The sequence below is a fragment of the Bacillus altitudinis genome, from assembly GCF_001191605.1.
Classification (GTDB): domain Bacteria; phylum Bacillota; class Bacilli; order Bacillales; family Bacillaceae; genus Bacillus; species Bacillus altitudinis.
The window spans coordinates 2454945-2478618 of the sequence record NZ_CP009108.1; the positions used below are offsets into that span (position 1 = coordinate 2454945).

Here is a 23674-nt window from a genome sequence, read left to right on the forward strand (position 1 = left end):
CTTTTCGTGGCAATCAAACCGATAGTCTTACATCCTGCAGACGTGCTTGAACAACAAACAGAGCTTGTTGATACATTCGATAAAAAACTGAAAAAACTGCTGGATGATATGTATGATACAATGCTTGAACTAGATGGAGTCGGCCTAGCCGCACCACAAATCGGCATCTCAAAAAGAATCGCCGTGGTCGATATCGGAGAAGATTCTGGGAGGATTGACTTAGTAAATCCTGAGATTCTTGATGTGGAAGGGAGCCAGACAGACATTGAAGGCTGCCTGAGCTTTCCATCTTTGTACGGAACGGTTGAAAGACCAAATTATGTGAAGGTGAAAGCCTTTGATAAGAAAGGCAAACCATTTACAATAGAAGCAGAAGGATTTTTAGCAAGAGCTTTATTGCATGAAATTGATCACTTAGACGGCGTATTATTCACGTCGAAAATCATTCAAACGTATACAGAAAAAGAACTTGCGGAAATGGAAGGGTGAAGAAAATGGCACGTATCGTATTTATGGGAACCCCTGATTTCTCAGTACCTGTGCTGCAAACACTTATAACAGAAGGATATGAAGTTGTCGGGGTCGTCACACAGCCTGATCGCCCGAAAGGCAGAAAACGAGTGCTCACGCCGCCTCCTGTAAAAGTAGAAGCCTTAAAACACGGCATTCCAGTTTTACAGCCTGAAAAGGTACGTCTTGATGAAGAAATTGATAAAGTGCTTGCGTTAAAGCCAGATTTGATCGTAACAGCAGCGTTCGGACAAATTTTGCCAAAAAGATTACTTGATGAACCTGAATTTGGCTGTATCAACGTTCATGCCTCACTGCTGCCAGAACTAAGAGGCGGTGCACCGATCCATTATGCGATCCTGCAAGGCAAAAAGAAAACAGGCGTGACGATCATGTATATGGTAGAAAAGCTTGATGCAGGTGACATGATTAGCAAAGTAGAAGTAGAAATTGATGAATTAGACAACGTCGGAACACTGCATGATAAATTAAGTGTGGCTGGTGCGGCGTTATTAAAAGACACAGTTCCAAATGTGTTAAGCAGGTCTATCTCGCCAATTCCGCAAAATGAAGAGGCAGCAACGTATGCACCAAATATTAAGCGGGAGCAGGAAAGATTAGACTGGACCAAGCCAGGAGAAGAGCTTTACAACCAAGTTCGCGGCTTAAATCCATGGCCAGTTGCCTATACTGAATGGAACGGTGCTAACTTAAAAGTATGGGAAGCGAAAAAAGTTCCGCTTCAAGCACCAGAAGAACCTGGGAAAGTGATTGAGCTTCAAAAAGAAGGACCAGTCGTTGGAACAGGAAATCAGCAAGGCCTTTTATTAACGAGTGTACAGCCCGCTGGAAAGAAAAAAATGAGCGGTGAAGACTTCTTAAGAGGCGCAAATATCGAAATTGGACAGAAATTAGGGCTAATCAATGAAGAAAAGTAATGTGAGAGAAGTAGCGCTAGACGCTTTAATCAAACTCGAACAAAATCAAGCCTACAGTAACTTGCTTTTGCAGTCAGTGATGAAAGAGAAAGAACTTTCCGATCAAGACAAACCGCTATTAACAGAACTTGTATACGGTACACTGCAAAACAAGCTGGCACTTGATTATATGCTCACACCCTTTGTGAAAAAACCGCAAAAAGTGGCTCCATGGGTGATGCAGCTTTTGCGGATGTCTCTTTATCAGATGGTTTACCTTGAAAAAATTCCAGATCGTGCAGCCATCCATGAAGCAGTGGAACTAACGAAAAAGCGCGGACATAAAGGTATTTCTTCACTAGTCAACGGCGTTCTTCGTTCTGTGCAAAGAGAAGGCGTGCCAGCATTTGATGCGATCAAAGATCCGGTAAAAAGGCTTTCAATAGAGACAAGCCATCCATTGTGGCTCGTACAAGAATGGGTGGAGGCGTACGGTTTTGAAGCAACAGAAAGCATGTGCCGTATTCATTTAGTCCCGCCAAAGCAGACATTGCGTGTCAATCGAATGAAAAAAGACCGCCCTGCACTGCAGCAAGAACTCATGGATGCAGGAATTGAAACAGAGCTCGGCGACTTATCTGAGGATGCACTCAAACTCATGAAAGGATCTATCGTATCTACTCCTTTCTTTCAAGAGGGCTTTGTCACGATTCAAGATGAAAGCTCCATGCTTGTCGCAAGAGCGCTGGATCCTCAGCCGGGAGAAATGGTGCTTGATGCCTGTGCCGCTCCTGGTGGTAAATCAACACATATCGCAGAGCGAATGAACGATGAGGGGAAGATTGTGTCTCTTGATTTACATGAGCACAAAGTAAAACTGATCAATCAGGCAGCAAAACGTCTGAACTTAACGCATATTGAGGCAAAAGCGCTTGATGCAAGGAAAGTATCCGACCATTATGATGATGCTTCGTTTGACCGTATTCTCATTGATGCACCATGTTCAGGTTTTGGCGTCATCAGACGAAAACCAGATATGAAATATACAAAGTCCTCGGAAGACTCAGCAAGACTTGCGACAATTCAGCAATCGATCTTGCATGAAACAGCCCAGCTGCTAAAGCCAGGCGGAACCCTTGTATACAGTACATGTACAATGGATCCAACAGAAAATCAACAAGTGATTCATGCGTTTTTACAAGAACACCAAGACTTCGACCCCGATCTATCTCTTAATGAACGGCTGCCTGAGCAGGTTGCTCCGTTTGTTCAAAACGGAAGTGTACAAATTCTTCCTCATTATTTCGGAACAGATGGTTTCTTTATTTGCAGCATGAGAAAGAAGGGATAAAAAATGACAGAACAAAAACAAAAAGTAAGAAAAGAACTGAAAACAGACATGCCGTCGATCTACTCGTTCGAGCTAAATGAAATCAAAGACTGGTTAAAGGAACAAGGCGAGAAGCCTTTCCGTGCAACACAAATTTTTGAGTGGCTTTATGAAAAACGCGTCACGTCCTTTGATGAAATGTCTAACCTTTCAAAGGAATTAAGAGAAAAATTAAAAGATCAATTCGCCATCACGACTTTAAAAACAGTGATAAAACAAACATCTCAAGATGGAACGATCAAGTTCTTATTTGAATTACACGATGGCTATACCATTGAAACCGTGCTGATGCGCCACGAATATGGCAACTCTGTCTGCGTCACAACACAGGTTGGCTGTCGAATTGGTTGTACATTCTGTGCATCTACACTTGGCGGTTTGAAACGTAACCTTGAGGCGGGAGAAATTGTGGCCCAAGTATTGAAAGTACAACAGGCGCTTGATGAAACAGATGAACGCGTCAGCTCAGTTGTCATCATGGGAATTGGCGAACCGTTTGATAACTTTGATGAAATGCTTGCATTCCTTAAAATCATTAACCATGATAACGGCTTAAATATTGGTGCACGTCATATTACCGTTTCGACGAGCGGGATCATTCCAAAGATTTATCAATTTGCGGATGAGCAAATGCAAATCAACTTTGCTGTCTCCCTGCACGCACCAAATACTGACATTCGAAGCCGCCTCATGCCAATCAATAAGGCATACAAGCTGCCAAAATTAATGGAAGCTATTGAATACTATATTCAAAAAACAGGCAGACGCGTGAGCTTTGAATACGGTCTGTTTGGCGGAGTCAATGATCAAGTCCATCACGCAGAAGAACTTGCTGATTTATTAAAAGGAATCAAATGCCATGTAAACCTCATCCCTGTGAACTATGTACCAGAAAGAGATTACGTGAGAACACCAAGAGAACAAATCTTCCTATTTGAAAAAACGCTGAAAGAACGAGGCGTAAACGTAACGATTAGACGAGAGCAAGGCCATGATATTGATGCTGCTTGCGGTCAGCTAAGAGCGAAGGAGCGTCAGGAAGAGACGAGGTGACGAATGTTGATAAGGGCAGCCTTTCAAACCGATACAGGAAAAGTCCGTCAGCATAATGAAGATGATGCAGGTATTTTTGAAGCAAAAGAAGACACACTTCTAGCTGTTGTAGCAGATGGAATGGGAGGTCATCTTGCTGGTGATGTAGCCAGCAAGATGGCAGTTTCTTCTTTAAAAGAATACTGGCAGGAAACATCTTCAATTCCAAATAAACCAGCCGATCAAGAAAATTGGTTAATCTCAAAAATTAGCGACATTAATGACCAAGTATACGAACATGCGAAAAACAATGAGGAATGCCAAGGAATGGGGACGACCATCGTTTGTGCGCTCGTTCATTTGCAAACGGTCACAATTGCCCATATTGGTGACAGCCGCTGCTATTTGCTAAGAGAAGGTGCGCTGACCCAATTAACAGATGATCACTCACTAGTGAATGAGTTAGTGAAAACAGGAGAGATTTCAAAAGCGGATGCAGAATATCATCCAAGAAAAAATGTGCTGACCAAAGCGTTAGGAACGGATAAACACGTTCAAATTGATGCACGAACTTTTGAAGTGGATCCAGGAGATCAAATTTTGCTTTGCTCAGACGGATTATCGAATAAAGTAGAAGAAGAACATTTGATTCAGATTTTATCGCAAACAACCGCACCAGATGAAAAAGTAACAGAGTTAGTTCAAACAGCGAATGACAACGGCGGTGAAGATAACATTACAGCAGTACTGTTAGAAATCTCCTCCCAAACAGAGGAGGGTGACAGCAAGTGTTGATCGGAAAAAGGATCAGCGGCCGTTATCAAATTCTTCGCGCCATAGGCGGAGGCGGAATGGCCAACGTTTATTTGGCGGAGGATATGATTTTAGATCGCGAAGTGGCGATTAAAATTTTACGGTTTGACTTTGCAAGCGATGATGATTTTATTAGACGGTTCCGGAGAGAAGCGCAATCAGCAGCCAGCTTAGATCATCCGAATATTGTCAGTATCTACGATGTAGGAGAAGAAGATGACATTTATTATATTGTCATGGAATATGTCGAAGGGATGACGCTGAAAGAATACATACACGCCAATGGACCGCTTCATCCAAAAGAAGCCGTTCGCATTATGGAGCAAGTCGTTGCGGCGATGGAAGAAGCCCATGCGAAACAGCTCGTCCATCGAGACATTAAGCCTCACAATATATTAATAGACAACTTGGGGAATATCAAAGTCACTGATTTTGGCATCGCCATGGCGCTTAGCTCAGCGACCATTACCCATACGAATTCTGTTCTTGGCTCCGTGCATTATTTGTCCCCAGAGCAAGCGCGCGGTGGTCTTGCAACGAAAAAGTCAGACATTTATTCACTTGGTATTGTTCTTTATGAGCTGATTTCAGGACGCATGCCATTTGAAGGAGAATCCGCTGTCAGTGTCGCACTGAAGCATTTGCAATCAGAGCCGCCATCTGTGAGAAGGTGGAATCCTTCTGTACCACAAAGCGTGGAGAACATCATTTTAAAAGCGATGGCCAAAGATCCATTCTATCGATACGAAGATGCATCTGAAATGCAAAAAGACTTAAAAACGGTTTTTGACCCTGCAAGACTAAAAGAAAAGCGCTTTGTCATTGAAGAAGATCATGAAGCAACAAAAGCCATTCCTATTATAAAAGATCATCAAGTCGATCAAGACAATGAAAAAACAGCCGTCCACCCGGTTCAAAAACCAAAGAAAAAAGAGAAACAAAAGCCGAAGAAAAAACGGAAAAAATGGCCGTGGATTGTAGCGTCGATCTTATTTGTTTTGACGGCTGCGACCATTTTAGCGATCACGGTCTTCCCAGGATTACTCTTTCCAAAAGACGTAGAGGTAACCGATGTTTCTGGCATGACGGTTGAAAAAGCGGAAGACACCTTGAAGAAAGCCGGATTTACCGTCGCTTCTGAACCCATTGATATTGCCGACGAGAAGATTGAAAAAGGGCTGGTTGTCAAAACAGACCCGAAAATTGGAACAAAGGTAAAAGAAGGGACAGAAATTCAGCTTTATCAAAGTACAGGTAAAGAAAAAACCGAATTACCTGATGTAACAGGTGAAAAGGTCGAGAAAGCAAAAGAACTATTAGAGAAAAAAGGGTTTAAACAGGTTGTTGTAGAGGAAGTGAATGATAATGACACAGAATCAGGCATTGTCATGGAACAGAAACCTTCCGCGAATACAGAACTTGTCGCAGCAGATGAAGAAGTCACATTGACCGTCAGTATAGGCCCTGCCGATATTACCTTACGGGATTTAACGACGTATAGTAAACAGGCCGCATCAAATTATTTAGAGGATAATGGACTAAAGCTAGATGAAAAAGAAGCATATTCTGACGATGTGCCAAAAGGTGAGGTCATGAAGCAGGAACCGGGAGCGGGGACAGCTGTTAAACCTGGTGATACGGTTAAAATTACGTTCTCCCTTGGACCAAAAGAGAAACCAGCCAAAACAGTGACTGAAAAGATTGCGATCCCATATGAACCAGAAACAGAAGGACAAGAAATGAATGTTCAAATATCCATTGACGATGCAGAACATAGCATTTCTGATTTATATGAAACCTTTAAAATCACTGCGCCCACTGAGCGAACGATTAAATTTAAGATAGAACCTGGTCAAAAAGGATACTATCAGGTGACTGTGGATGATAAAGTAGTAAGCTCCAAAACGATTGAATACCCTGATGATGAATAAAGGAGGGACTTTATGCCTGAGGGCAAAATTATTAAAGCATTAAGCGGATTTTATTATGTGCTGGATGAGTCTTTAGAAAGTGGCAAAGTAATTCAGTGTAGAGCAAGAGGGATTTTTCGTAAAAACAAAATAACCCCTCTTGTTGGAGATTATGTCGTCTATCAAGCAGATAACGATAAGGAAGGCTATTTGCTGGAAGTAAAAGAGCGGACCAATGAGCTGATTCGGCCGCCTATTAGCAACGTTGATCAAGCGGTGCTCGTTTTCTCAGCAGCAGAGCCGACCTTTAGTACATCGCTGTTAGACAGATTCCTAGTGCTTGTTGAAGAGAGCCAGATTGAACCGATTATCTGCATCACAAAAATGGACTTGCTGAAAACAGAGCAAGAGCGAGAAACGATTCAAGCCTATGCAGAAGACTATCGCCAAATTGGATACGACGTTCATTTAACATCGACAATCGAAGGGGATGGAATTGAAAAGCTGACCCCGTATTTCCATCACAAGATTACTGTTTTTGCAGGTCAATCGGGTGTAGGGAAGTCTTCCCTCTTAAATGCGATGAGTCCTGATTTAGCACTGAAAACAAATGATATTTCCTCCCATCTTGGCAGGGGGAAACATACAACAAGACATGTGGAACTCATTCGAACGGCTGAAGGGCTCATTGCCGATACACCAGGATTTAGCTCGCTTGAATTTACAGGTATCGAAGCGGAAGATTTAGGGCTCTATTTCTTAGAAATCAGAGAGAAGAGTGCAGAATGTAAATTCAGGGGCTGTTTGCACGTAAAAGAGCCTGGATGTGCAGTAAAAGAGGCAGTAGAACACGATCGCATCAGAGAGTATCGCTATCAGCATTATTTAGAGTTTTTAACTGAAATTAAAGACAGAAAGCCGAGGTACTAAATCATGGTTTATATTGCCCCATCCATTTTATCAGCCGATTTTGCCAATCTTGCGAAAGATATCCGTGATGTGGAACAAGGTGGAGCGGATTATATTCATATTGATGTGATGGACGGTCATTTTGTACCGAATATGACATTTGGACCAAATGTAGTGGAGGCGATCAGGCCGCATACAAAGCTGCCGCTCGATGTTCACTTAATGATTGAGCAGCCAGACCAGTATATCCCTGCATTTGCAAAAGCGGGCGCTGATATTATTTCTGTTCATGTCGAGGCGTGTCCACACTTACATCGCACGATTCAGCATATAAAAGAACAAGGTGTCAAAGCAGGGGTTGTTTTAAACCCGCACACACCCGTTTCTCAAATCGCGCATGTATTAGAGGATGTTGACCTCGTCTTATTCATGACGGTGAACCCTGGTTTTGGCGGACAGGCGTTTATTCCTGCTGTTCTCTCAAAGGTAAAAGAAGTAAAGACACTTAGTGAACAAAAAGGCTTAACTGATTTACTCATTGAAATAGATGGCGGTGTCAATGTAGAGACAGCAAAGAGCTGCAAAGAAGCAGGCGCTAATCTACTTGTTGCCGGCTCAGCGGTATATGGGAAAGAAGACCGCACGGCGGCCATTCAGGCCATTCGAGAAGCATAACAAAAAGAACCAAAGTCATTGTGATCTTTGGTTCTTTTTCAATGGAGAGGAGCGTAATCATGCACATACATATCGTGGCCGGCGGTCCTTTTGTGTACATCCCGCCGCTTGATCATGAAGCATCTGAGGAGGACATTCTCTGGATCGGCGTAGACCGGGGAACCCTTTTCTTACTAGAGCATGGCATTGTACCTGACAGAGCATTTGGTGATTTTGATAGTGTGACAGAAGAGGAGCTTCATGAACTGAAAAAGAAATTGCCTGCACTCAATCTATTTCAGGCAGAGAAAGATGAAACGGATTTAGAACTTGCGCTGAACTGGTCTTTGCGTCAGAATCCAGCCCATATTCAAATTTACGGCATCACAGGCGGAAGAGCAGATCATTTTCTTGGGAATATCCATCTCCTTTATAAAGGCATTCAGCACAAACAGAGCATGAACCTTGTAGATAAACAAAATATTATTCAAATGTTTGGACCTGGTACATACGAAATCAAACAAGACCCGGATAAAAAATATGTGTCGTTTTTGCCCTTCGGTACATCGGTTGAAAAGCTGACATTAAAAGGTTTCAAATATCCTCTGAAAAATTGTCATATTGAGCCTGGTTCCACACTATGTATTAGTAACGAACTCATCCACTCAAATGGTACTTTTTCTTTTCATGAAGGCATATTAATAATGGTAAGAAGCAAAGATTGACCAACCTATCAATGTGGATGGCTGATTAAGCTCAATTGTGCTGCAAGCGGTACTTTTAGGAGGGGGACAAAATGAAATTTTATACAATCAAACTGCCTAGATTTCTTGGCGGCATTGTCCGTGCGATGCTTGGTTCATTTAAGAAAGATTAATGAGTAATCTCCTTTATTTCCACATAAAAACGCCTGCTACAGTTAAATGTAGCAGGCGTTTACTCTTGCTTATACACGCTCAACTTTACCAGATTTCAAAGCTCGAGCTGATACATATACTCTTTTAGGCTTACCGTCCACTAGAATACGAACTTTTTGAAGGTTCGCGCCCCATGTACGTTTTGTAGAGTTCATTGCGTGAGAACGGTTGTTCCCAGCTTTTGTTTTTCTGCCTGTAATAACGCATTTACGTGCCATTTGTTTCCCTCCTAACTGCGAAAACATCATCATATTCTTCATATACGTACTTAGAGATGCCTCAAGATACTTTAATAATTTACCACAGCTTCAAGGGGTTTGCAAGGATTGTTTGCTCCTCTTTCAAGAAAAATACCTTGACATCTTGATAAAAAATCAAGGCTATAGTATAAGTAGGATTGGGTCGGATTGAATGATTTCTTTTAAAAAGAAGGGTCTTATAGTAAAATAGTGATAACTCAGGGCAATTTCTCAAAAAGGGGGAACCAATGTGTCCATTGAACTTAGAACGAAATACGGACAAATTGATATATCAAATGAAGTCATTGCAATGGTGGCAGGAGGCGCTGCGATCGATTGCTATGGTATTGTTGGCATGGCGTCCAAAAATCAAATAAAGGACGGCTTGACGGATATTCTCCGCAAAGAGAACTTCAGCCGGGGTGTTCTTGTGCGTCAAAAAGAAGATCGCATTCATATTGATATGTACATCATCGTCAGCTACGGTACAAAAATATCAGAAGTCGCACATAATGTTCAAACGAAAGTCAAATATACGATTCATCACACGATTGGACTTTCAGTTGACTCAGTCAACATTTATGTACAAGGAGTAAAAGTTACGAACCCGTAGTAAGGAGGAAATATATTGTCTATTAGAAATCTGGGTGGCCGCTCATTTGCAAAAATGATTCTTGCAGGTGCTCACCATCTTTCTCAAAACGCACAAATTGTTGATGCGTTAAATGTTTTTCCAGTGCCAGACGGAGACACGGGGACAAATATGAATTTGTCAATGACTTCAGGGGCAAAAGCAGTTGAAGAAACAAATACCGATCACATTGGTAAGGTCGGGGTGGCTCTGTCGAAAGGGCTGTTAATGGGGGCAAGAGGAAACTCAGGTGTGATCCTGTCTCAGCTCTTCAGAGGTTTCAGCAAAAATATAGAACAAAAAGAAACAATTGACGCAAAAGAATTTGCGCTTGCCTTGCAGGCCGGCGTTGATACAGCATATAAAGCCGTCATGAAACCGATTGAAGGAACCATCTTAACGGTTGCAAAAGACGCTGCAAAGAAAGCGGTTGCTGTTTCAGCAACAGAAGACCAAATCGATCGTGTGCTTGAATTAACGATTGAGGAAGCAAGAGCATCACTTGACCGCACGCCAGATCTCCTTCCTGTTTTAAAAGAAGTCGGCGTTGTAGATAGCGGCGGTAAAGGGCTTCTTTGTGTATATGAAGGTTTCCTTGCTTCATTAAGAGGAGAAGAGCTTCCTCCTAAAACGGCCTCTTTGCCAACATTAAAAGAATTAGTGAGTGCAGAGCATCATAAAAGTGCACAAAGCCATATGAACACAGAAGATATTGAATTTGGCTATTGTACAGAATTTATGGTGAAATTCGAAGAAGACAAACAGTCCTTTGACGAAAATGCCTTCAGAGAAGAATTAAGCGAATTCGGAGATTCACTTCTTGTGGTATCTGATGATACGCTTGCAAAAGTTCATATTCATGCAGAGCAGCCAGGAGATGTCTTATCATATGCACAGCGCTATGGCAGCTTAATTAATATGAAAATTGAAAACATGAGAGAGCAGCATAGCTCGATCGTCAATGAAGAAAAAGATCACTCGCCTGCTACACCAAAAGCAACAGCTGCTGAAAAACAGCGTTTTGGAGTAGTGAGTGTCGCAATGGGAGAAGGGATTGCTGACTTGTTTAAAAGTATCGGAGCATCCGTCGTCATTGAAGGCGGACAGACGATGAATCCGAGCACAGAAGACATTGTCAAAGCAATTGATAGCATTCATGCCGAAACCGTCTTTATCTTACCTAATAATTCTAATATTGTCATGGCAGCTAAACAGGCGGCAACTGTCTCAAGTCGTGAGGTCGTTGTTATTCCGACAAAGACCGTTCCTCAAGGAATGTCGGCACTTCTTTCTCTCAATGAAGCAGCTTCAAATGAAGACAATGAAGCAGCGATGTTAGAAGCGATTGATCATGTGAAAAGCGGCCAAATTACCTTTGCAGTGAGAGATACCCAAATTGATGGGATCGACATTGCCAAAGGCGACTATATGGGCCTATACAATGGAAAAATCACCTTAACAGCTAAAAATCAATTAGATGCAGCAAAAGAGCTTTTGACCCAAATGGTGACAGAAGATGATGAGATTGTCACAATCATCAAAGGGGAAGATGCATCATCTGATGAGATGGAAGCTTTAGAAGCATATATTGAAGACACATTTGAAGATGTAGAAGTTGAAGTCCACGATGGAAAACAGCCGCTTTATTCATATATTTTGGCTGTTGAATAAAGAAAGAAGGGCACATGAAGCCCTTCTTCTTCTTTTGCATTTTTTTACTATGTGTTCATTCGTGAAATGAGTTGCGGGAATCGAATGAATCCATTAGTCTAAAGGGAGTAACAAACCAATCTGTGATTGGTGATGAGAGGGGAAGACCTATGAAATTTAGAAGTGTGTTTGATATTATTGGACCCGTCATGATTGGTCCATCAAGTTCGCACACGGCGGGTGCGGCTCGTATTGGAAGAGTGGCTCGCAGCTTGTTCGGAAGGGAACCGAAACGAATTGTTGTGTCGTTTTATGGCTCTTTTAAAGATACGTATAAAGGACACGGGACAGATGTAGCCATTATCGGCGGTGTTCTTGATTTTGATACATTTGATGAACGAATTAAAACAGCGATTGATATTGCAAAAAGCAAAGAAATCGACATTGAGTTTAAAGAAGAAGATGCGGTGCCAGCGCATCCAAATACAGCAAAAGTAGAAATTTCAGATGCGAATGGAAGCCTTGAATTAATCGGGATTTCCATTGGCGGAGGTAAAATTGAAATCACAGAATTAAATGGCTTTGAACTGAGACTCTCAGGGAATCATCCGGCCATTCTTGTGGTTCATAACGACCGCTACGGGACGATTGCAGCAGTTGCCAATGTGTTAGCGAAATTCGCCATCAACATTGGTCATATGGAAGTGGCACGTAAAGAGGTCGGGCAAGAAGCACTCATGACGATTGAAGTGGATCAGAATATTGATCCAGCGGTTTTAACAGAGCTTGAGACGCTGCCAAACATTATTCAAGTCACACAAATTGCAGAGTAACAACAAGGAGGTTATGTATGATGTTTAAAAACGTCAAAGAACTCGTGCAGCTAACAGAAGAACGGAATACCTCCATTTCAGAAATTATGATTACTCAAGAAATGGAAGTGACAGGGAAGTCACGTGAAGACATTTTCTCGCAGATGTACCGCAACCTAGAAGTGATGGAACAGGCCGTTGAAAACGGACTGAAAGGTGTGAAATCATTATCTGGTTTAACAGGCGGGGATGCTGTGAAACTTCAAGCATATATCGCATCAGGCAAAACATTGTCTGGTCATACCATTTTAGATGCCGTGAGTAAGGCAGTGGCAACAAATGAAGTGAATGCAGCAATGGGAACGATCTGTGCAACGCCTACTGCTGGCTCAGCAGGTGTTGTGCCAGGAACGCTCTTTGCGGTGAAAGAAACATTAAAGCCAACAAAGGAACAAATGGTCAGGTTCCTATTTACATCTGGTGCATTTGGTTTTGTTGTCGCCAATAACGCAAGTATCTCTGGTGCAGCAGGCGGCTGTCAGGCAGAAGTAGGATCTGCATCAGGTATGGCAGCAGCAGCCATTGTAGAAATGGCAGGCGGTACGCCGCAGCAATCCGCTGAAGCCATGGCCATCACCTTAAAAAATATGCTGGGTCTTGTTTGCGATCCAGTCGCAGGACTTGTGGAAGTGCCATGTGTGAAACGAAACGCAATGGGCGCTTCTAATGCGATGATTGCAGCAGATATGGCACTTGCCGGCATTACAAGCCGTATCCCTTGTGATGAAGTCATTGATGCGATGTACAAAATTGGTCAAACGATGCCAACCGCTCTTCGTGAGACTGCACAAGGCGGACTTGCTGCAACACCGACAGCAAGGGAGCTTGAAAAGAAGATTTTCGGAGGTGTGACCTCATCTCGTGATACAGAAATTGCAAGATAAGATCTCTGCCCTCAAAGGGATTGGAGAAGAAACAGAAAAAACACTAAATGAACTTGGAATCTACACAGTAGCCGATTTACTCGGCTACTTTCCTTATCGATATGACGACTATGAGCTTCGCAATTTAGAAGAAGTCAGACATGACGAACGTGTCACAGTTGAAGGAAAAGTGCACAGTGAGCCCGTTCTCACCTATTATGGAAAAAAACGAAGCAGGCTGACATTCAGGCTGCTTGTCGGTCGTTTTTTGATTACAGCCATATGCTTCAATCGCCCTTATTTAAAACGAAGTCTTGTTTTAGGCGATACGGTATCCGTCACAGGGAAGTGGGATAAAAACCGGCAATCCATTATGGTGCAGGAATTTAAAAAAGGAACACACGAACAAGATGGCAGTATAGAACCTGTTTATTCAGTCAAAGAAAATGTAACCGTGAAGATGATGAGACGATTTGTAAAACAAGCGTTGTCACTCTATGTAGACCATGCTGAAGATCCACTGCCAAAGCAGCTTGTAGCTGCTTATAAACTCATGTCTTATCAAGAAGCACTAAAAACCATTCATCTCCCTGAAACGAGAGACTCGCTCAAGCATGCAAGACGACGCTTCGTGTACGAGGAATTTCTCATCTTTCAACTGAAGATGCAAGCGATCAGAAAAAAAGAACGAGAAAAAACATCAGGCATCCAGCATCCGTTCGCAAAAGAGGCGGTCTTTGAGTTTGTTCATAGCCTGCCGTTCCCACTGACAAAAGCACAATCAAGAGTGCTGGATGAAATTATGGCAGATATGGCATCCCCGTACCGAATGAACCGGCTTCTTCAAGGAGATGTTGGATCGGGGAAAACAGCTGTAGCGGCAATTGCCCTTTATGCCGCTCATTTATCCGGCTTTCAAGGTGCGCTGATGGTGCCAACTGAAATTTTGGCTGAACAACATGCTGATTCACTGTATCAGCTAGTTGAAAAATGGGGGCTAAATATTGCTCTTTTGACGAGTTCAGTGAAAGGAAAGCGCCGCAGAGAACTGCTTGAACGTCTGAAAGAGGGAGATATTGATATTTTAGTCGGCACGCATGCCCTTATCCAGGACGAAGTGGAATTTCAGCAGCTTGGTCTTGTTATTACAGATGAACAGCACAGGTTCGGCGTGGAACAGCGGAAAAAACTGCGAAGCAAAGGGCAGGACCCAGATGTTTTGTTTATGACCGCAACGCCGATTCCAAGAACGCTTGCCATCACAGTATTTGGAGAAATGGACGTCTCAGTCATTGATGAGCTGCCAGCCGGCCGAAAGCAGATTGAAACGTATTGGGTGAAGCATGACATGCTTGAAAGGATTCTTGCTTTTGTTGATAAAGAGCTGAGAAAAGGCAGACAAGCGTATATTATTTGTCCACTTATAGAAGAATCAGACAAACTGGATGTCCAAAATGCGATAGATGTTCACAGCATGCTGACAGAGGCGTATCGCGGAAAATGGTCGATCGGCTTAATGCATGGGAAACTCGCAAGTGATGAAAAAGATCAAGTGATGAGAGATTTCACTTCCAATGAAGTACAAATCCTTGTGTCAACGACAGTTGTTGAAGTTGGCGTCAACGTGCCAAATGCGACCATCATGGTCATTTATGATGCGGACCGCTTTGGACTGTCACAGCTTCATCAGTTAAGAGGCCGGGTCGGACGCGGAGAGCATCAATCTTTTTGTATTTTAATGGCGGACCCTAAATCAGAGACCGGTAAAGAGCGCATGCGGATCATGTCTGAAACAACGGATGGCTTTGAACTGTCTGAAAAGGACTTAGAATTAAGAGGCCCTGGCGACTTCTTTGGCAAGAAACAAAGCGGAATGCCTGAATTTAAAGTGGCAGATATGGTTCATGACTATAGAGCGCTTGAAACCGCTAGAAAAGATGCGGCAGAGCTCGTGCAGTCTGAAGCCTTTTGGACAGACCCTGAATACAAAGAACTTAGGCAAACACTCGTAGACAGCGGTGTGCTTGGCGGAGATAAATTGAGCTGATCAAGTGCTGGAGGAATTTTCTTGTCTTTTTGAAACAAGGATTGATTTATCATCTATGAGATTATATACTACTATTAGTACCTAGTCATAAATGTACGGATGGTGTCTGCATATGAAACTAAATAAAAAAGAACGACAAAAGCTTCTCCAGCAAACGATCAGCTCGACTCCGTTCATTACTGATGAAGAATTGGCAAGTAAGTTCGGTGTAAGCATTCAAACGGTTCGTCTTGACCGTTTGGAGCTGTCAATCCCTGAATTACGCGAACGAATTAAGCACGTGGCCGAAAAGACATTAGAGGATGAAGTGAAGTCTCTTCCGCTGGATGAAGTCATTGGAGAAATGATTGATGTAGAGCTTGATGATCAAGCGATTTCCATTTTTGAAGTAAGAAAAGAGCATGTATTCAGTCGTAACCAAATTGCCAGGGGACATCATCTTTTTGCCCAGGCAAATTCGCTGGCAGTAGCCGTCATCGACGATGAACTGGCTTTGACAGCAAAAGCAAATATTAAGTTTACAAGGCAGGTCAAACAAGGCGAAAGAGTCGTCTCAAAAGCCAAAGTTGCCTCACATGATAAAGAAAAAGGCAGAACCGTAGTTGAAGTAAACAGCTATGTAGGTGAGGAAGTTGTCTTCTCAGGCGATTTCGTCATGTATCGCTCAAAACAAAAGTAAAAGGTGGCACATAACATGAGAATTGCAGTCGATGCAATGGGGGGAGATCATGCCCCTAAAGCCATTATTGACGGTGTGCAAAAAAGCTTAGAAGCATTTTCAGATATCGAGATTACACTAGTCGGCGATGAAAGCAAGATCAAATCATACATAACAAATCATGAACGCATCACGATCTTAGATGCAAAAGAAGTCATTGAACCAACGGATGAGCCAGTGCGTGCAGTGAGACGTAAAAAGGATTCTTCTATGGTGAAAATGGCGCAGGAAGTTTCAGAAGGAAGAGCAGATGCCTGTATTTCAGCTGGAAATACTGGGGCACTCATGACAGCAGGCCTGTTTATCGTAGGCAGAATTGATGGCATTGACAGACCAGCACTTGCTCCGACGTTGCCAACACTTGATGGCAGCGGGTTCTTATTATTGGATGTCGGCGCAAACGTTGATGCAAAGCCAGAGCATCTTGTGCAATATGCCATGATGGGATCTATTTACGCAGAGCATGTCTTCCCGAAGAGCAATCCACGCGTTGGACTTTTAAATGTCGGGACAGAAGATAAAAAAGGCAACGATTTAACGAAAAAAACCTTTGAATTATTAAAAGCATCAGATTTGAATTTCATAGGAAATGTAGAATCGCGTGACTTATTAGAAGGTGTAGCTGATGTCGTTGTCACAGATGGTTTCACGGGGAATATCGCCCTTAAAACGATCGAAGGCACAGCTCTTTCTGTTTTTAAAATGCTGAAAGAAACCTTAACATCCAGCTTCACAGCTAAAATAGCAGCAGGTATGATGAAGCCAAAATTAATGCAGATGAAATCTAAAATGGATTACTCCGAATATGGTGGTGCCGCATTATTTGGTTTAAAAGCACCCGTTATTAAAGCGCATGGTTCCTCTGATGAAAATGCGATTTTTCATGCCATTCGTCAGGCGCGCGACATCGTTAAAAAAGACGTTTCAGCTATCATTCATCAAGAAGTTCAAAAAGAAGACACGAATGAGTCGTAATGGAGGTAGAGCAGCATGAGTAAAATTGCTTTTTTATTCCCAGGCCAAGGCTCTCAAAAAATTGGCATGGGAAAAGATTTATTTGACCAAGAAGCAGCATCTAAAGCTGTGTTTGAAGAAGCAGATCAGACCCTTGATTTTGATTTATCTTCAATGATTTTTGAAGGAGATGCAAAAGAACTGACGCTGACATATAATGCACAGCCAGCTCTTTTAACGACAAGCATCGCGATCTTAAAGAAATTTGAAGAGAGCGGAATCAAAGCAGATTATGCAGCAGGGCACAGTCTGGGTGAATATACAGCCCTTGTTGCAGCGGGAGCTCTTTCGTTTAAAGATGCCGTTTTCGCAGTGAGAAAGCGTGGCGAATTAATGAATGAAGCCGTTCCAGCAGGAGAAGGCGCAATGGCGGCGATTCTTGGCTTAGACCAAGCGGCGCTTGTAGAAGTGACAAGAGAAGTGACAGAAAGCGGTCATCTTGTAGAACTTGCGAACTTAAACTGTCCGGGCCAAATCGTCATCTCTGGTACAGCAAAAGGTGTGGAACTTGCATCAGAGAAAGCGAAAGAAAAGGGCGCAAAACGTGCAATTCCACTTGAAGTGAGTGGACCTTTCCATTCTGCATTAATGAAACCAGCAGCTGAAAAATTCACAGATGTATTATCTAAATTAGACATTTCTGATGCCGCGACGCCAGTGATTTCAAACGTAACAGCAGACATCGTGACATCACGTAATGAAATTGAAACGAAGCTGATTGAACAATTGTATTCTCCTGTTCGATTTGAAGAAAGTGTAGAACGCCTGATTGACTTAGGCGTGACAACATTTATTGAAATTGGTCCTGGTAAAGTGCTCTCAGGTCTTGTGAAAAAAGTCAATCGCCGCCTGACGACCATTTCCGTATCAGATCAAGAAACAATTGAAGCAGCAATTCAAACACTCAAGGGGGATTCTTGATGCTTACAAATAAAACAGCCGTTGTCACAGGTGCATCACGCGGTATTGGCCGTTCGATTGCGATCGATTTGGCGAAAAAAGGTGCCAATGTTGTGGTGAACTATTCAGGCAACGAAGCAAAAGCAAATGAAGTCGTCGATGAGATCAAAGCACTTGGCCAGCAGGCTTTTGCTGTCAAAGCGGATGTGTCAAATGCAGAAGATGTACAGGCATTAATGAAACAAACCGTTGATACATTTGGTTCAATCGACATTCTTGTGAATAATGCTGGAATTACAAAGGACAACCTGCTCATGAGAATGAAAGAAAATGAATGGGATGATGTCATTAACATAAACTTAAAAGGTGTCTTCAACTGTACAAAAGCTGTGACACGTCAAATGATGAAACAGCGCAGCGGAAGAATCATCAATGTAGCATCTGTTGTCGGCGTTTGTGGAAACCCTGGACAAGCAAACTATGTTGCAGCAAAAGCTGGTGTGATCGGTTTAACGAAAACAACAGCGAAAGAGCTGGCAAGCCGTCATATTACAGTCAATGCCGTAGCACCAGGCTTTATTTCTACTGATATGACTGACAAGCTTGATGAGAATGTTCAAACAGAAATGCTTAAGCAAATCCCGCTCGCACGCTTTGGTGCGCCTGAAGATATAAGCAACGTTGTTGTCTTTTTAGCTTCAGAAGGAGCAGGTTATATTACAGGCCAAACCATCCAAGTGGATGGCGGAATGGTTATGTCCTAAGAAATATCAAAATTTCGTTACGTTTTCTCTAGTTTTTTAAAAACGAATCAACTATAATACTTTGAGGGGAGGTGAAAGGCAATGGCAGACGTATTAGAGCGTGTATCAAAAATTATTGTAGACCGCCTTGGCGTTGATGAGGCTGACGTGAAAATGGAGGCTTCATTTAAAGAAGATTTAGGCGCTGATTCCCTTGATGTAGTTGAGCTAGTTATGGAACTTGAAGATGAGTTCGATATGGAAATTTCTGACGAAGATGCTGAAAAAATTGCAACAGTCGGTGACGCTGTGAACTACATAAATAGCCAGCAATAAGCGTAACAAAGTCCCGTCTATTTTCATGGCGGGACTTTGAAAATTTATGTTAGTTTCAACATATTCAGCTGATCAATTGTCAGCCTTTTTCAGATGCTAAGGAGCACGGTTTCCTTGCATGTAGAAAGAGAGACTCCATATAATCAGTATCCTTAAAGGCGATGACGCCTACCTGGAGGTTGCTATGCCAAAACAATATAAAGACAAACAGAAACAGAGCAAAAAACTAGAGCAATTCAGAGAATTTCAGCAGCGCATTTCTGTACACTTTAAAAATGAGAAACTACTCTATCAAGCCTTTACACATTCCTCTTATGTGAATGAGCATCGGAAAAAACCTTATGAGGATAATGAAAGACTTGAATTTTTAGGGGACGCTGTTTTAGAATTGACGATCTCACAGTTCTTATTTGCAAAGTACCCAGCCATGAGCGAGGGAGATTTAACAAAACTGAGAGCGGCGATCGTATGTGAGCCATCACTTGTGTCATTAGCGCATGAGCTGTCCTTCGGAGACCTTGTTCTTTTAGGAAAAGGGGAAGAAATGACAGGCGGTAGAAAGCGTCCGGCACTCTTAGCAGACGTATTTGAGGCGTTTATCGGAGCGCTTTATTTAGATCAAGGACTTGAGCCTGTTGAGCGATTCCTAGAAGCCTATGTGTACCCGAAAATTAATGACGGGGCATTCTCACATGTCATGGACTTTAAAAGCCAGCTTCAAGAATTTGTTCAGCGAGATGGAAAAGGTGTACTTGAATACCGAATCCTGCATGAAAAAGGCCCAGCACATAACCGGGAATTTGAAGCAAATGTATCCCTTAGGGGAGAAGTGCTCGGAATTGGAAATGGTCGTTCAAAAAAAGAAGCGGAACAGCATGCTGCACAGGAAGCACTTGCTAAATTACAGAAACATCATATGAACCAATAAAATCCCCCTCGTGATTCAGGGGGATTTCACTCTGTTTTCCATCATCTTTTTTCAGTTCATATGGTAAGATAATAGTACTTTAAATACATAAGGAGGATCACTCTCATGTTCCTCAAACGTTTAGACGTGATAGGATTCAAATCTTTCGCACAGCGTGTGACTGTAGACTTTGTCAAAGGGGTTACAGCTGTTGTTGGACCAAACGGAAGCGGCAAAAGTAATATTACTGATGCGATCCGCTGGGTACTTGGAGAGCAATCAGCAAAAAGCCTCCGCGGAGGAAAAATGGAAGACATCATTTTTGCAGGAAGTGACTCAAGAAAACGAGTCAACTTAGCAGAAGTGACATTAACGCTCGATAACGAAGATCACTTTTTGCCGATCGATTTTCACGAAGTCAGTGTGACAAGAAGAGTCTATCGTTCTGGAGAAAGTGAATTTCTCATTAACAATCAATCTGTCCGCTTAAAGGATATTATTGATCTTTTCATGGATTCAGGTCTTGGAAAAGAAGCTTTTTCGATCATCAGCCAAGGTAAGGTAGAAGAGATTCTATCGAGTAAAGCTGAAGAAAGACGTAGCATCTTTGAAGAAGCAGCTGGTGTCCTGAAATATAAAACAAGAAAGAAAAAAGCCGAGAATAAACTGTTTGAAACGCAGGACAACTTAAACCGGGTAGAAGATATTCTGCATGAACTAGAAGATCAAGTAGAACCACTAAGAATGCAGGCATCTATTGCAAAAGACTATCTGCAAAAGAAAGAAGAACTTGAAAATGTAGAAATTGCTCTCACCGTCCATGATATTGAAGCACTGCACAAAAAATGGACAACACTTGGTGAAGCTGTCGAGCGGTTCAAACAAGATGAAATGAAGCAGTCCACAGACATTCAAGCGAAGGAAGCCAAAATCGAAGAATCGAGAGACCGTATTCAGGCGCTTGACGATTCGATTCATGACCTCCAAGAAGTCCTCCTTTTCACAAGTGAAGAACTAGAAAAGCTTGAAGGGAAAAAAGAAGTTCTAAAAGAACGGAAAAAAAATGCGGCCGCTAACCAAGGGCAGCTAGAAGACACGCTCGTGCGTTTAACCGAAAAACAGGCGTTGTTAACGGAAAAGATTGAACAGCAGAAAGTCACACGTGACAGCCTGCAAACAGAAGTGCAGCAGCTAAAAGATGAAGTGAAAACAAAACAACATCAGCTGTCTCTTCATAGTGAAGATGTGGAAGGGCAAATTGAACAGCTAAAAAGCGATTATTTTGACCTGTTAAACGAGCAAGCTTCTATCCGAAACGAACGCACATTACTAGAAGAACAGCAGCGCCAAGCAGCCTTGCAGCTAGAGCGGTTAACGCAAAATAATCAGAAACATATCGAAGAACGGGTGTCTGTGAAGGAAAAGAAAACAGAAGCCGAGAAGCAACTTTCAGAACGAGAAGAAGACATTTTGGCTCAGGTGAAACGCTTTAGAGAAGCGGAACAAAAGCTAGAGCAGATGAAACGTCAATACGAGAAAAAAGAAACGGCTCTTTACCAAGCCTATCAATATGTACAGCAGGCAAAATCTAAAAAAGAAATGCTTGAATCCATGCAGGAAGACTTCTCAGGATTTTTCCAAGGAGTGAAAGAGGTTTTAAAGGCAAAGGACCGGTTAGGCGGTATTCACGGGGCGATTGCAGAGCTGATTCAAACAGAGCAGCAACATGAAACAGCGATTGAAATTGCACTTGGCGCAGCCACGCAGCATGTCGTTACTGAAAATGAAGCGGCTGCCAGACAGGCCATTGGATACTTAAAGCAGCATTCCTTTGGGCGTGCGACCTTCCTGCCGATGAACGTCATCAAAGAACGAACCATTCAGTTTAGAGATATTCAAACAGCTGAGCAGCATGACTCATTTATCGGCGTAGCGAGTCAGCTCGTTTCCTTTGACGAAAAGTATGAAAAAGTCATACAGAATTTGCTTGGAACGGTCCTGATTGTTCAAGACTTAAAAGGTGCCAATGAGCTGGCGAAAATGCTTGGACATCGTTATCGCATCGTGACCCTTGATGGGGACGTGGTGAACCCAGGCGGTTCAATGACTGGGGGCGGCGTAAAGAAAAAGAACAATTCCCTCCTCTCCAGAACCCGAGAGATTGAAACATTAACAAAGCAGCTCGTTGAAATGGAAGAAAAAACAACGATCCTTGAAAAAGAAACAAAAGAAACGAAGCAATCGATTGCCGCAAGCGAAGTCCAATTAAATGAACTGCGTCAGCGCGGCGAAATGCTTCGAGAAAAGCAGCAAGAGTTAAAAGGGACATTATATGAACTGCAAGTAGCGGAAAAAAATATTAACGCTCATCTAGAGCTCTATGATCAAGAAAAAGAAGAGTTGCAGCAGCGCTCTAGCGAACTTGCGAGCAAGGACAAAGAGCAGGCAGCCCTTGAAACATCTATAGGTGAGAAACTGACCTCTCTTGACGAAGAGATCAACACGTTAACAAAACGGAAGCAGACCCAAAGCTCAACGAAAGAAACCATTTCTTCCGAATTAACAGAGCTGAAAATCTCGCTTGCCAAAAAAGAGCAGTCTTTAGCGAATGAACAAGAAAAACTATCGAGCTTAACGGCTGAATTAGAAGAGGCTGAAAAGACGCTGACGGAAACAAAAGAAGATTTGTCCCTCTTAACAAGTGAAATGTCATCCAGCTCAAGCGGCGCCGAACAACTGGAAGAAGCGGCAAAAGAGAAACTGGAACATAAAAACAAAACGACAGCGCTTATCTCAGAGCGACGCAAACAGCGCCTGGCTCTTTCTGAAACATTAGAATTCGCAGAACGTGAACTAAAAGAGCAAAAACGCCTGTATAAACAGCTCACGACAAGCTTAAAAGATGAAGAAATCAAGCTTGGCCGCATGGAAGTTGAACTTGATAACCTCATCGCCTATTTAAACGAAGAGTATGCCCTTTCGTTTGAAGGAGCAAAAGAAATGTATCATCTGACGCTATCGCCGGATGAAGCAAGAAAACGCGTGAAATTGATCAAACTAGCCATTGAAGAGCTTGGAACAGTGAACTTAGGCAGTATTGACGAGTATGAACGTGTTAATGAACGTTTTCTCTTCTTAACTGAACAGCGCAATGATCTGACAGAAGCGAAAAATACGTTATTCCAAGTCATTGAAGAAATGGATCAGGAGATGACGAAACGTTTCTCTGAGACATTCTCTCAAATCCGCGGGCATTTTGAATCTGTTTTCCAAGCATTATTTGGCGGAGGAAGAGCAGACCTTAAGCTCACAGATCCAAACGATTTACTAAACTCAGGCGTCGATATTGTGGCGCAGCCGCCGGGGAAAAAGCTGCAAAATCTAAGCCTGCTTTCAGGCGGAGAAAGAGCATTAACAGCCATCGCTTTATTATTCTCGATCTTAAAAGTGAGACCTGTTCCATTCTGTGTGCTAGATGAGGTAGAAGCAGCGCTTGATGAAGCGAATGTGTTCCGCTTTGCCCAGTATTTAAAGAAATATAGCCAAGAAACACAGTTCATTGTTATTACACACCGAAAAGGAACCATGGAAGAAGCAGATGTTCTGTACGGTGTCACGATGCAGGAGTCAGGTGTCTCAAAACTGGTATCTGTCAAACTAGAGGAAACGAAAGAGCTTGTCCAGTAATTAAAGGAGGTTTTT

General features: G+C 42.6%; 23 protein-coding genes. 22 read left to right on the plus strand and 1 reads right to left on the minus strand.

All coding sequences use genetic code 11. The annotated features are described in order from the left end of the window. Positions 1-6: 6 nt before the first annotated feature. The 10 genes from def (at position 7) to spoVM (ending at position 9012) form a co-directional block, all read left to right on the plus strand. Positions 7-489, plus strand: coding sequence for a peptide deformylase (gene def, locus ID12_RS12340; protein WP_008344891.1), 483 nt, complete (start codon positions 7-9; stop codon positions 487-489). 5 nt (positions 490-494) lie between these two features. Then, positions 495-1448, plus strand: a complete 954-nt coding sequence (gene fmt, locus ID12_RS12345; RefSeq protein ID WP_017359336.1) for a methionyl-tRNA formyltransferase — start codon at positions 495-497, stop codon at positions 1446-1448. Further along, the gene (gene rsmB, locus ID12_RS12350) at positions 1435-2778 is read left to right on the plus strand and encodes a 16S rRNA (cytosine(967)-C(5))-methyltransferase RsmB (protein WP_050827253.1); all 1344 of its coding nucleotides are present in this window, start codon (positions 1435-1437) and stop codon (positions 2776-2778) included. The genes fmt and rsmB overlap by 14 nt, the downstream gene beginning before the upstream one ends. A 3-nt stretch (positions 2779-2781) precedes the next feature. Then, positions 2782-3870 carry a dual-specificity RNA methyltransferase RlmN gene (gene rlmN, locus ID12_RS12355; RefSeq protein WP_007499669.1) on the plus strand — a complete coding sequence of 363 codons (1089 nt, stop codon included), beginning with the start codon at positions 2782-2784 and terminating at the stop codon, positions 3868-3870. A 3-nt stretch (positions 3871-3873) separates the two neighbouring features. Then, positions 3874-4644 carry a Stp1/IreP family PP2C-type Ser/Thr phosphatase gene (locus ID12_RS12360; RefSeq protein WP_034647887.1) on the plus strand — a complete coding sequence of 257 codons (771 nt, stop codon included), beginning with the start codon at positions 3874-3876 and terminating at the stop codon, positions 4642-4644. Beyond that, positions 4638-6593 (plus strand): Stk1 family PASTA domain-containing Ser/Thr kinase, encoded by a 1956-nt coding sequence (gene pknB, locus ID12_RS12365; RefSeq protein WP_050827254.1) that lies wholly within the window; start codon positions 4638-4640, stop codon positions 6591-6593. The genes ID12_RS12360 and pknB overlap by 7 nt, the downstream gene beginning before the upstream one ends. Positions 6594-6605: 12 nt before the next feature. Further along, the gene (rsgA, locus tag ID12_RS12370) at positions 6606-7502 is read left to right on the plus strand and encodes a ribosome small subunit-dependent GTPase A (protein ID WP_041090545.1); all 897 of its coding nucleotides are present in this window, start codon (positions 6606-6608) and stop codon (positions 7500-7502) included. Between the two features lie 3 nt (positions 7503-7505). Then, entirely contained in the window at positions 7506-8156 is a 651-nt protein-coding gene (rpe, locus tag ID12_RS12375) for a ribulose-phosphate 3-epimerase (protein WP_050827255.1), read from the plus strand. 59 nt (positions 8157-8215) lie between these two features. Then, positions 8216-8860 (plus strand): thiamine diphosphokinase, encoded by a 645-nt coding sequence (locus ID12_RS12380; protein ID WP_050827256.1) that lies wholly within the window; start codon positions 8216-8218, stop codon positions 8858-8860. 71 nt (positions 8861-8931) lie between these two features. Further along, positions 8932-9012 (plus strand): stage V sporulation protein SpoVM, encoded by an 81-nt coding sequence (gene spoVM / locus ID12_RS12385; RefSeq protein ID WP_008354550.1) that lies wholly within the window; start codon positions 8932-8934, stop codon positions 9010-9012. Positions 9013-9081: 69 nt separating this feature from the next. Here the strand turns inward: spoVM and rpmB are convergent, their stop codons facing one another. Then, complete coding sequence (gene rpmB / locus ID12_RS12390) at positions 9082-9270, minus strand: 50S ribosomal protein L28 (protein WP_003212514.1); 189 nt, start codon at positions 9268-9270, stop codon at positions 9082-9084. A 271-nt stretch (positions 9271-9541) separates the two neighbouring features. Here rpmB and ID12_RS12395 point away from each other — a divergent pair, with 271 nt between their 5' ends. The 12 genes from ID12_RS12395 to smc all read left to right on the plus strand — a co-directional run bounded on the left by ID12_RS12395 (position 9542) and on the right by smc (position 23659). Then, entirely contained in the window at positions 9542-9904 is a 363-nt protein-coding gene (locus tag ID12_RS12395; RefSeq protein ID WP_008344871.1) for an Asp23/Gls24 family envelope stress response protein, read from the plus strand. Positions 9905-9919: 15 nt separating this feature from the next. Continuing rightward, on the plus strand, positions 9920-11593 hold the full coding sequence (locus ID12_RS12400) for a DAK2 domain-containing protein (protein ID WP_008344868.1): 1674 nt from the start codon (positions 9920-9922) through the stop codon (positions 11591-11593). 149 nt (positions 11594-11742) lie between these two features. Beyond that, positions 11743-12405 (plus strand): L-serine ammonia-lyase, iron-sulfur-dependent subunit beta, encoded by a 663-nt coding sequence (sdaAB, locus tag ID12_RS12405; RefSeq protein ID WP_008344864.1) that lies wholly within the window; start codon positions 11743-11745, stop codon positions 12403-12405. Positions 12406-12425: 20 nt separating this feature from the next. Continuing rightward, positions 12426-13328, plus strand: coding sequence for an L-serine ammonia-lyase, iron-sulfur-dependent, subunit alpha (gene sdaAA / locus ID12_RS12410; RefSeq protein WP_024720342.1), 903 nt, complete (start codon positions 12426-12428; stop codon positions 13326-13328). Further along, complete coding sequence (gene recG / locus ID12_RS12415) at positions 13306-15354, plus strand: ATP-dependent DNA helicase RecG (protein ID WP_048002835.1); 2049 nt, start codon at positions 13306-13308, stop codon at positions 15352-15354. Before sdaAA ends, recG begins: the two co-directional genes overlap by 23 nt. Positions 15355-15466: 112 nt before the next feature. Next, positions 15467-16033: a transcription factor FapR gene (fapR, locus tag ID12_RS12420; protein WP_017359102.1), complete on the plus strand. Its 567-nt coding sequence runs from the start codon at positions 15467-15469 to the stop codon at positions 16031-16033. Between the two features lie 15 nt (positions 16034-16048). Beyond that, positions 16049-17047: a phosphate acyltransferase PlsX gene (gene plsX / locus ID12_RS12425; RefSeq protein ID WP_050827257.1), complete on the plus strand. Its 999-nt coding sequence runs from the start codon at positions 16049-16051 to the stop codon at positions 17045-17047. Between the two features lie 15 nt (positions 17048-17062). Beyond that, positions 17063-18007, plus strand: coding sequence for an ACP S-malonyltransferase (fabD, locus tag ID12_RS12430; RefSeq protein WP_050827258.1), 945 nt, complete (start codon positions 17063-17065; stop codon positions 18005-18007). After that, a complete protein-coding gene (gene fabG, locus ID12_RS12435) occupies positions 18007-18750 on the plus strand; it encodes a 3-oxoacyl-[acyl-carrier-protein] reductase (protein WP_039166716.1) in 744 nt (247 codons plus the stop codon). The genes fabD and fabG overlap by 1 nt, the downstream gene beginning before the upstream one ends. 81 nt (positions 18751-18831) lie before the next feature. After that, a complete protein-coding gene (gene acpP, locus ID12_RS12440) occupies positions 18832-19065 on the plus strand; it encodes an acyl carrier protein (RefSeq protein WP_003212028.1) in 234 nt (77 codons plus the stop codon). Between the two features lie 184 nt (positions 19066-19249). Next, a complete protein-coding gene (rnc, locus tag ID12_RS12445; protein ID WP_008344850.1) occupies positions 19250-19993 on the plus strand; it encodes a ribonuclease III in 744 nt (247 codons plus the stop codon). A 105-nt stretch (positions 19994-20098) separates the two neighbouring features. Continuing rightward, a complete protein-coding gene (gene smc, locus ID12_RS12450) occupies positions 20099-23659 on the plus strand; it encodes a chromosome segregation protein SMC (RefSeq protein ID WP_050827259.1) in 3561 nt (1186 codons plus the stop codon). The last annotated feature ends 15 nt before the right edge of the window (positions 23660-23674 follow it).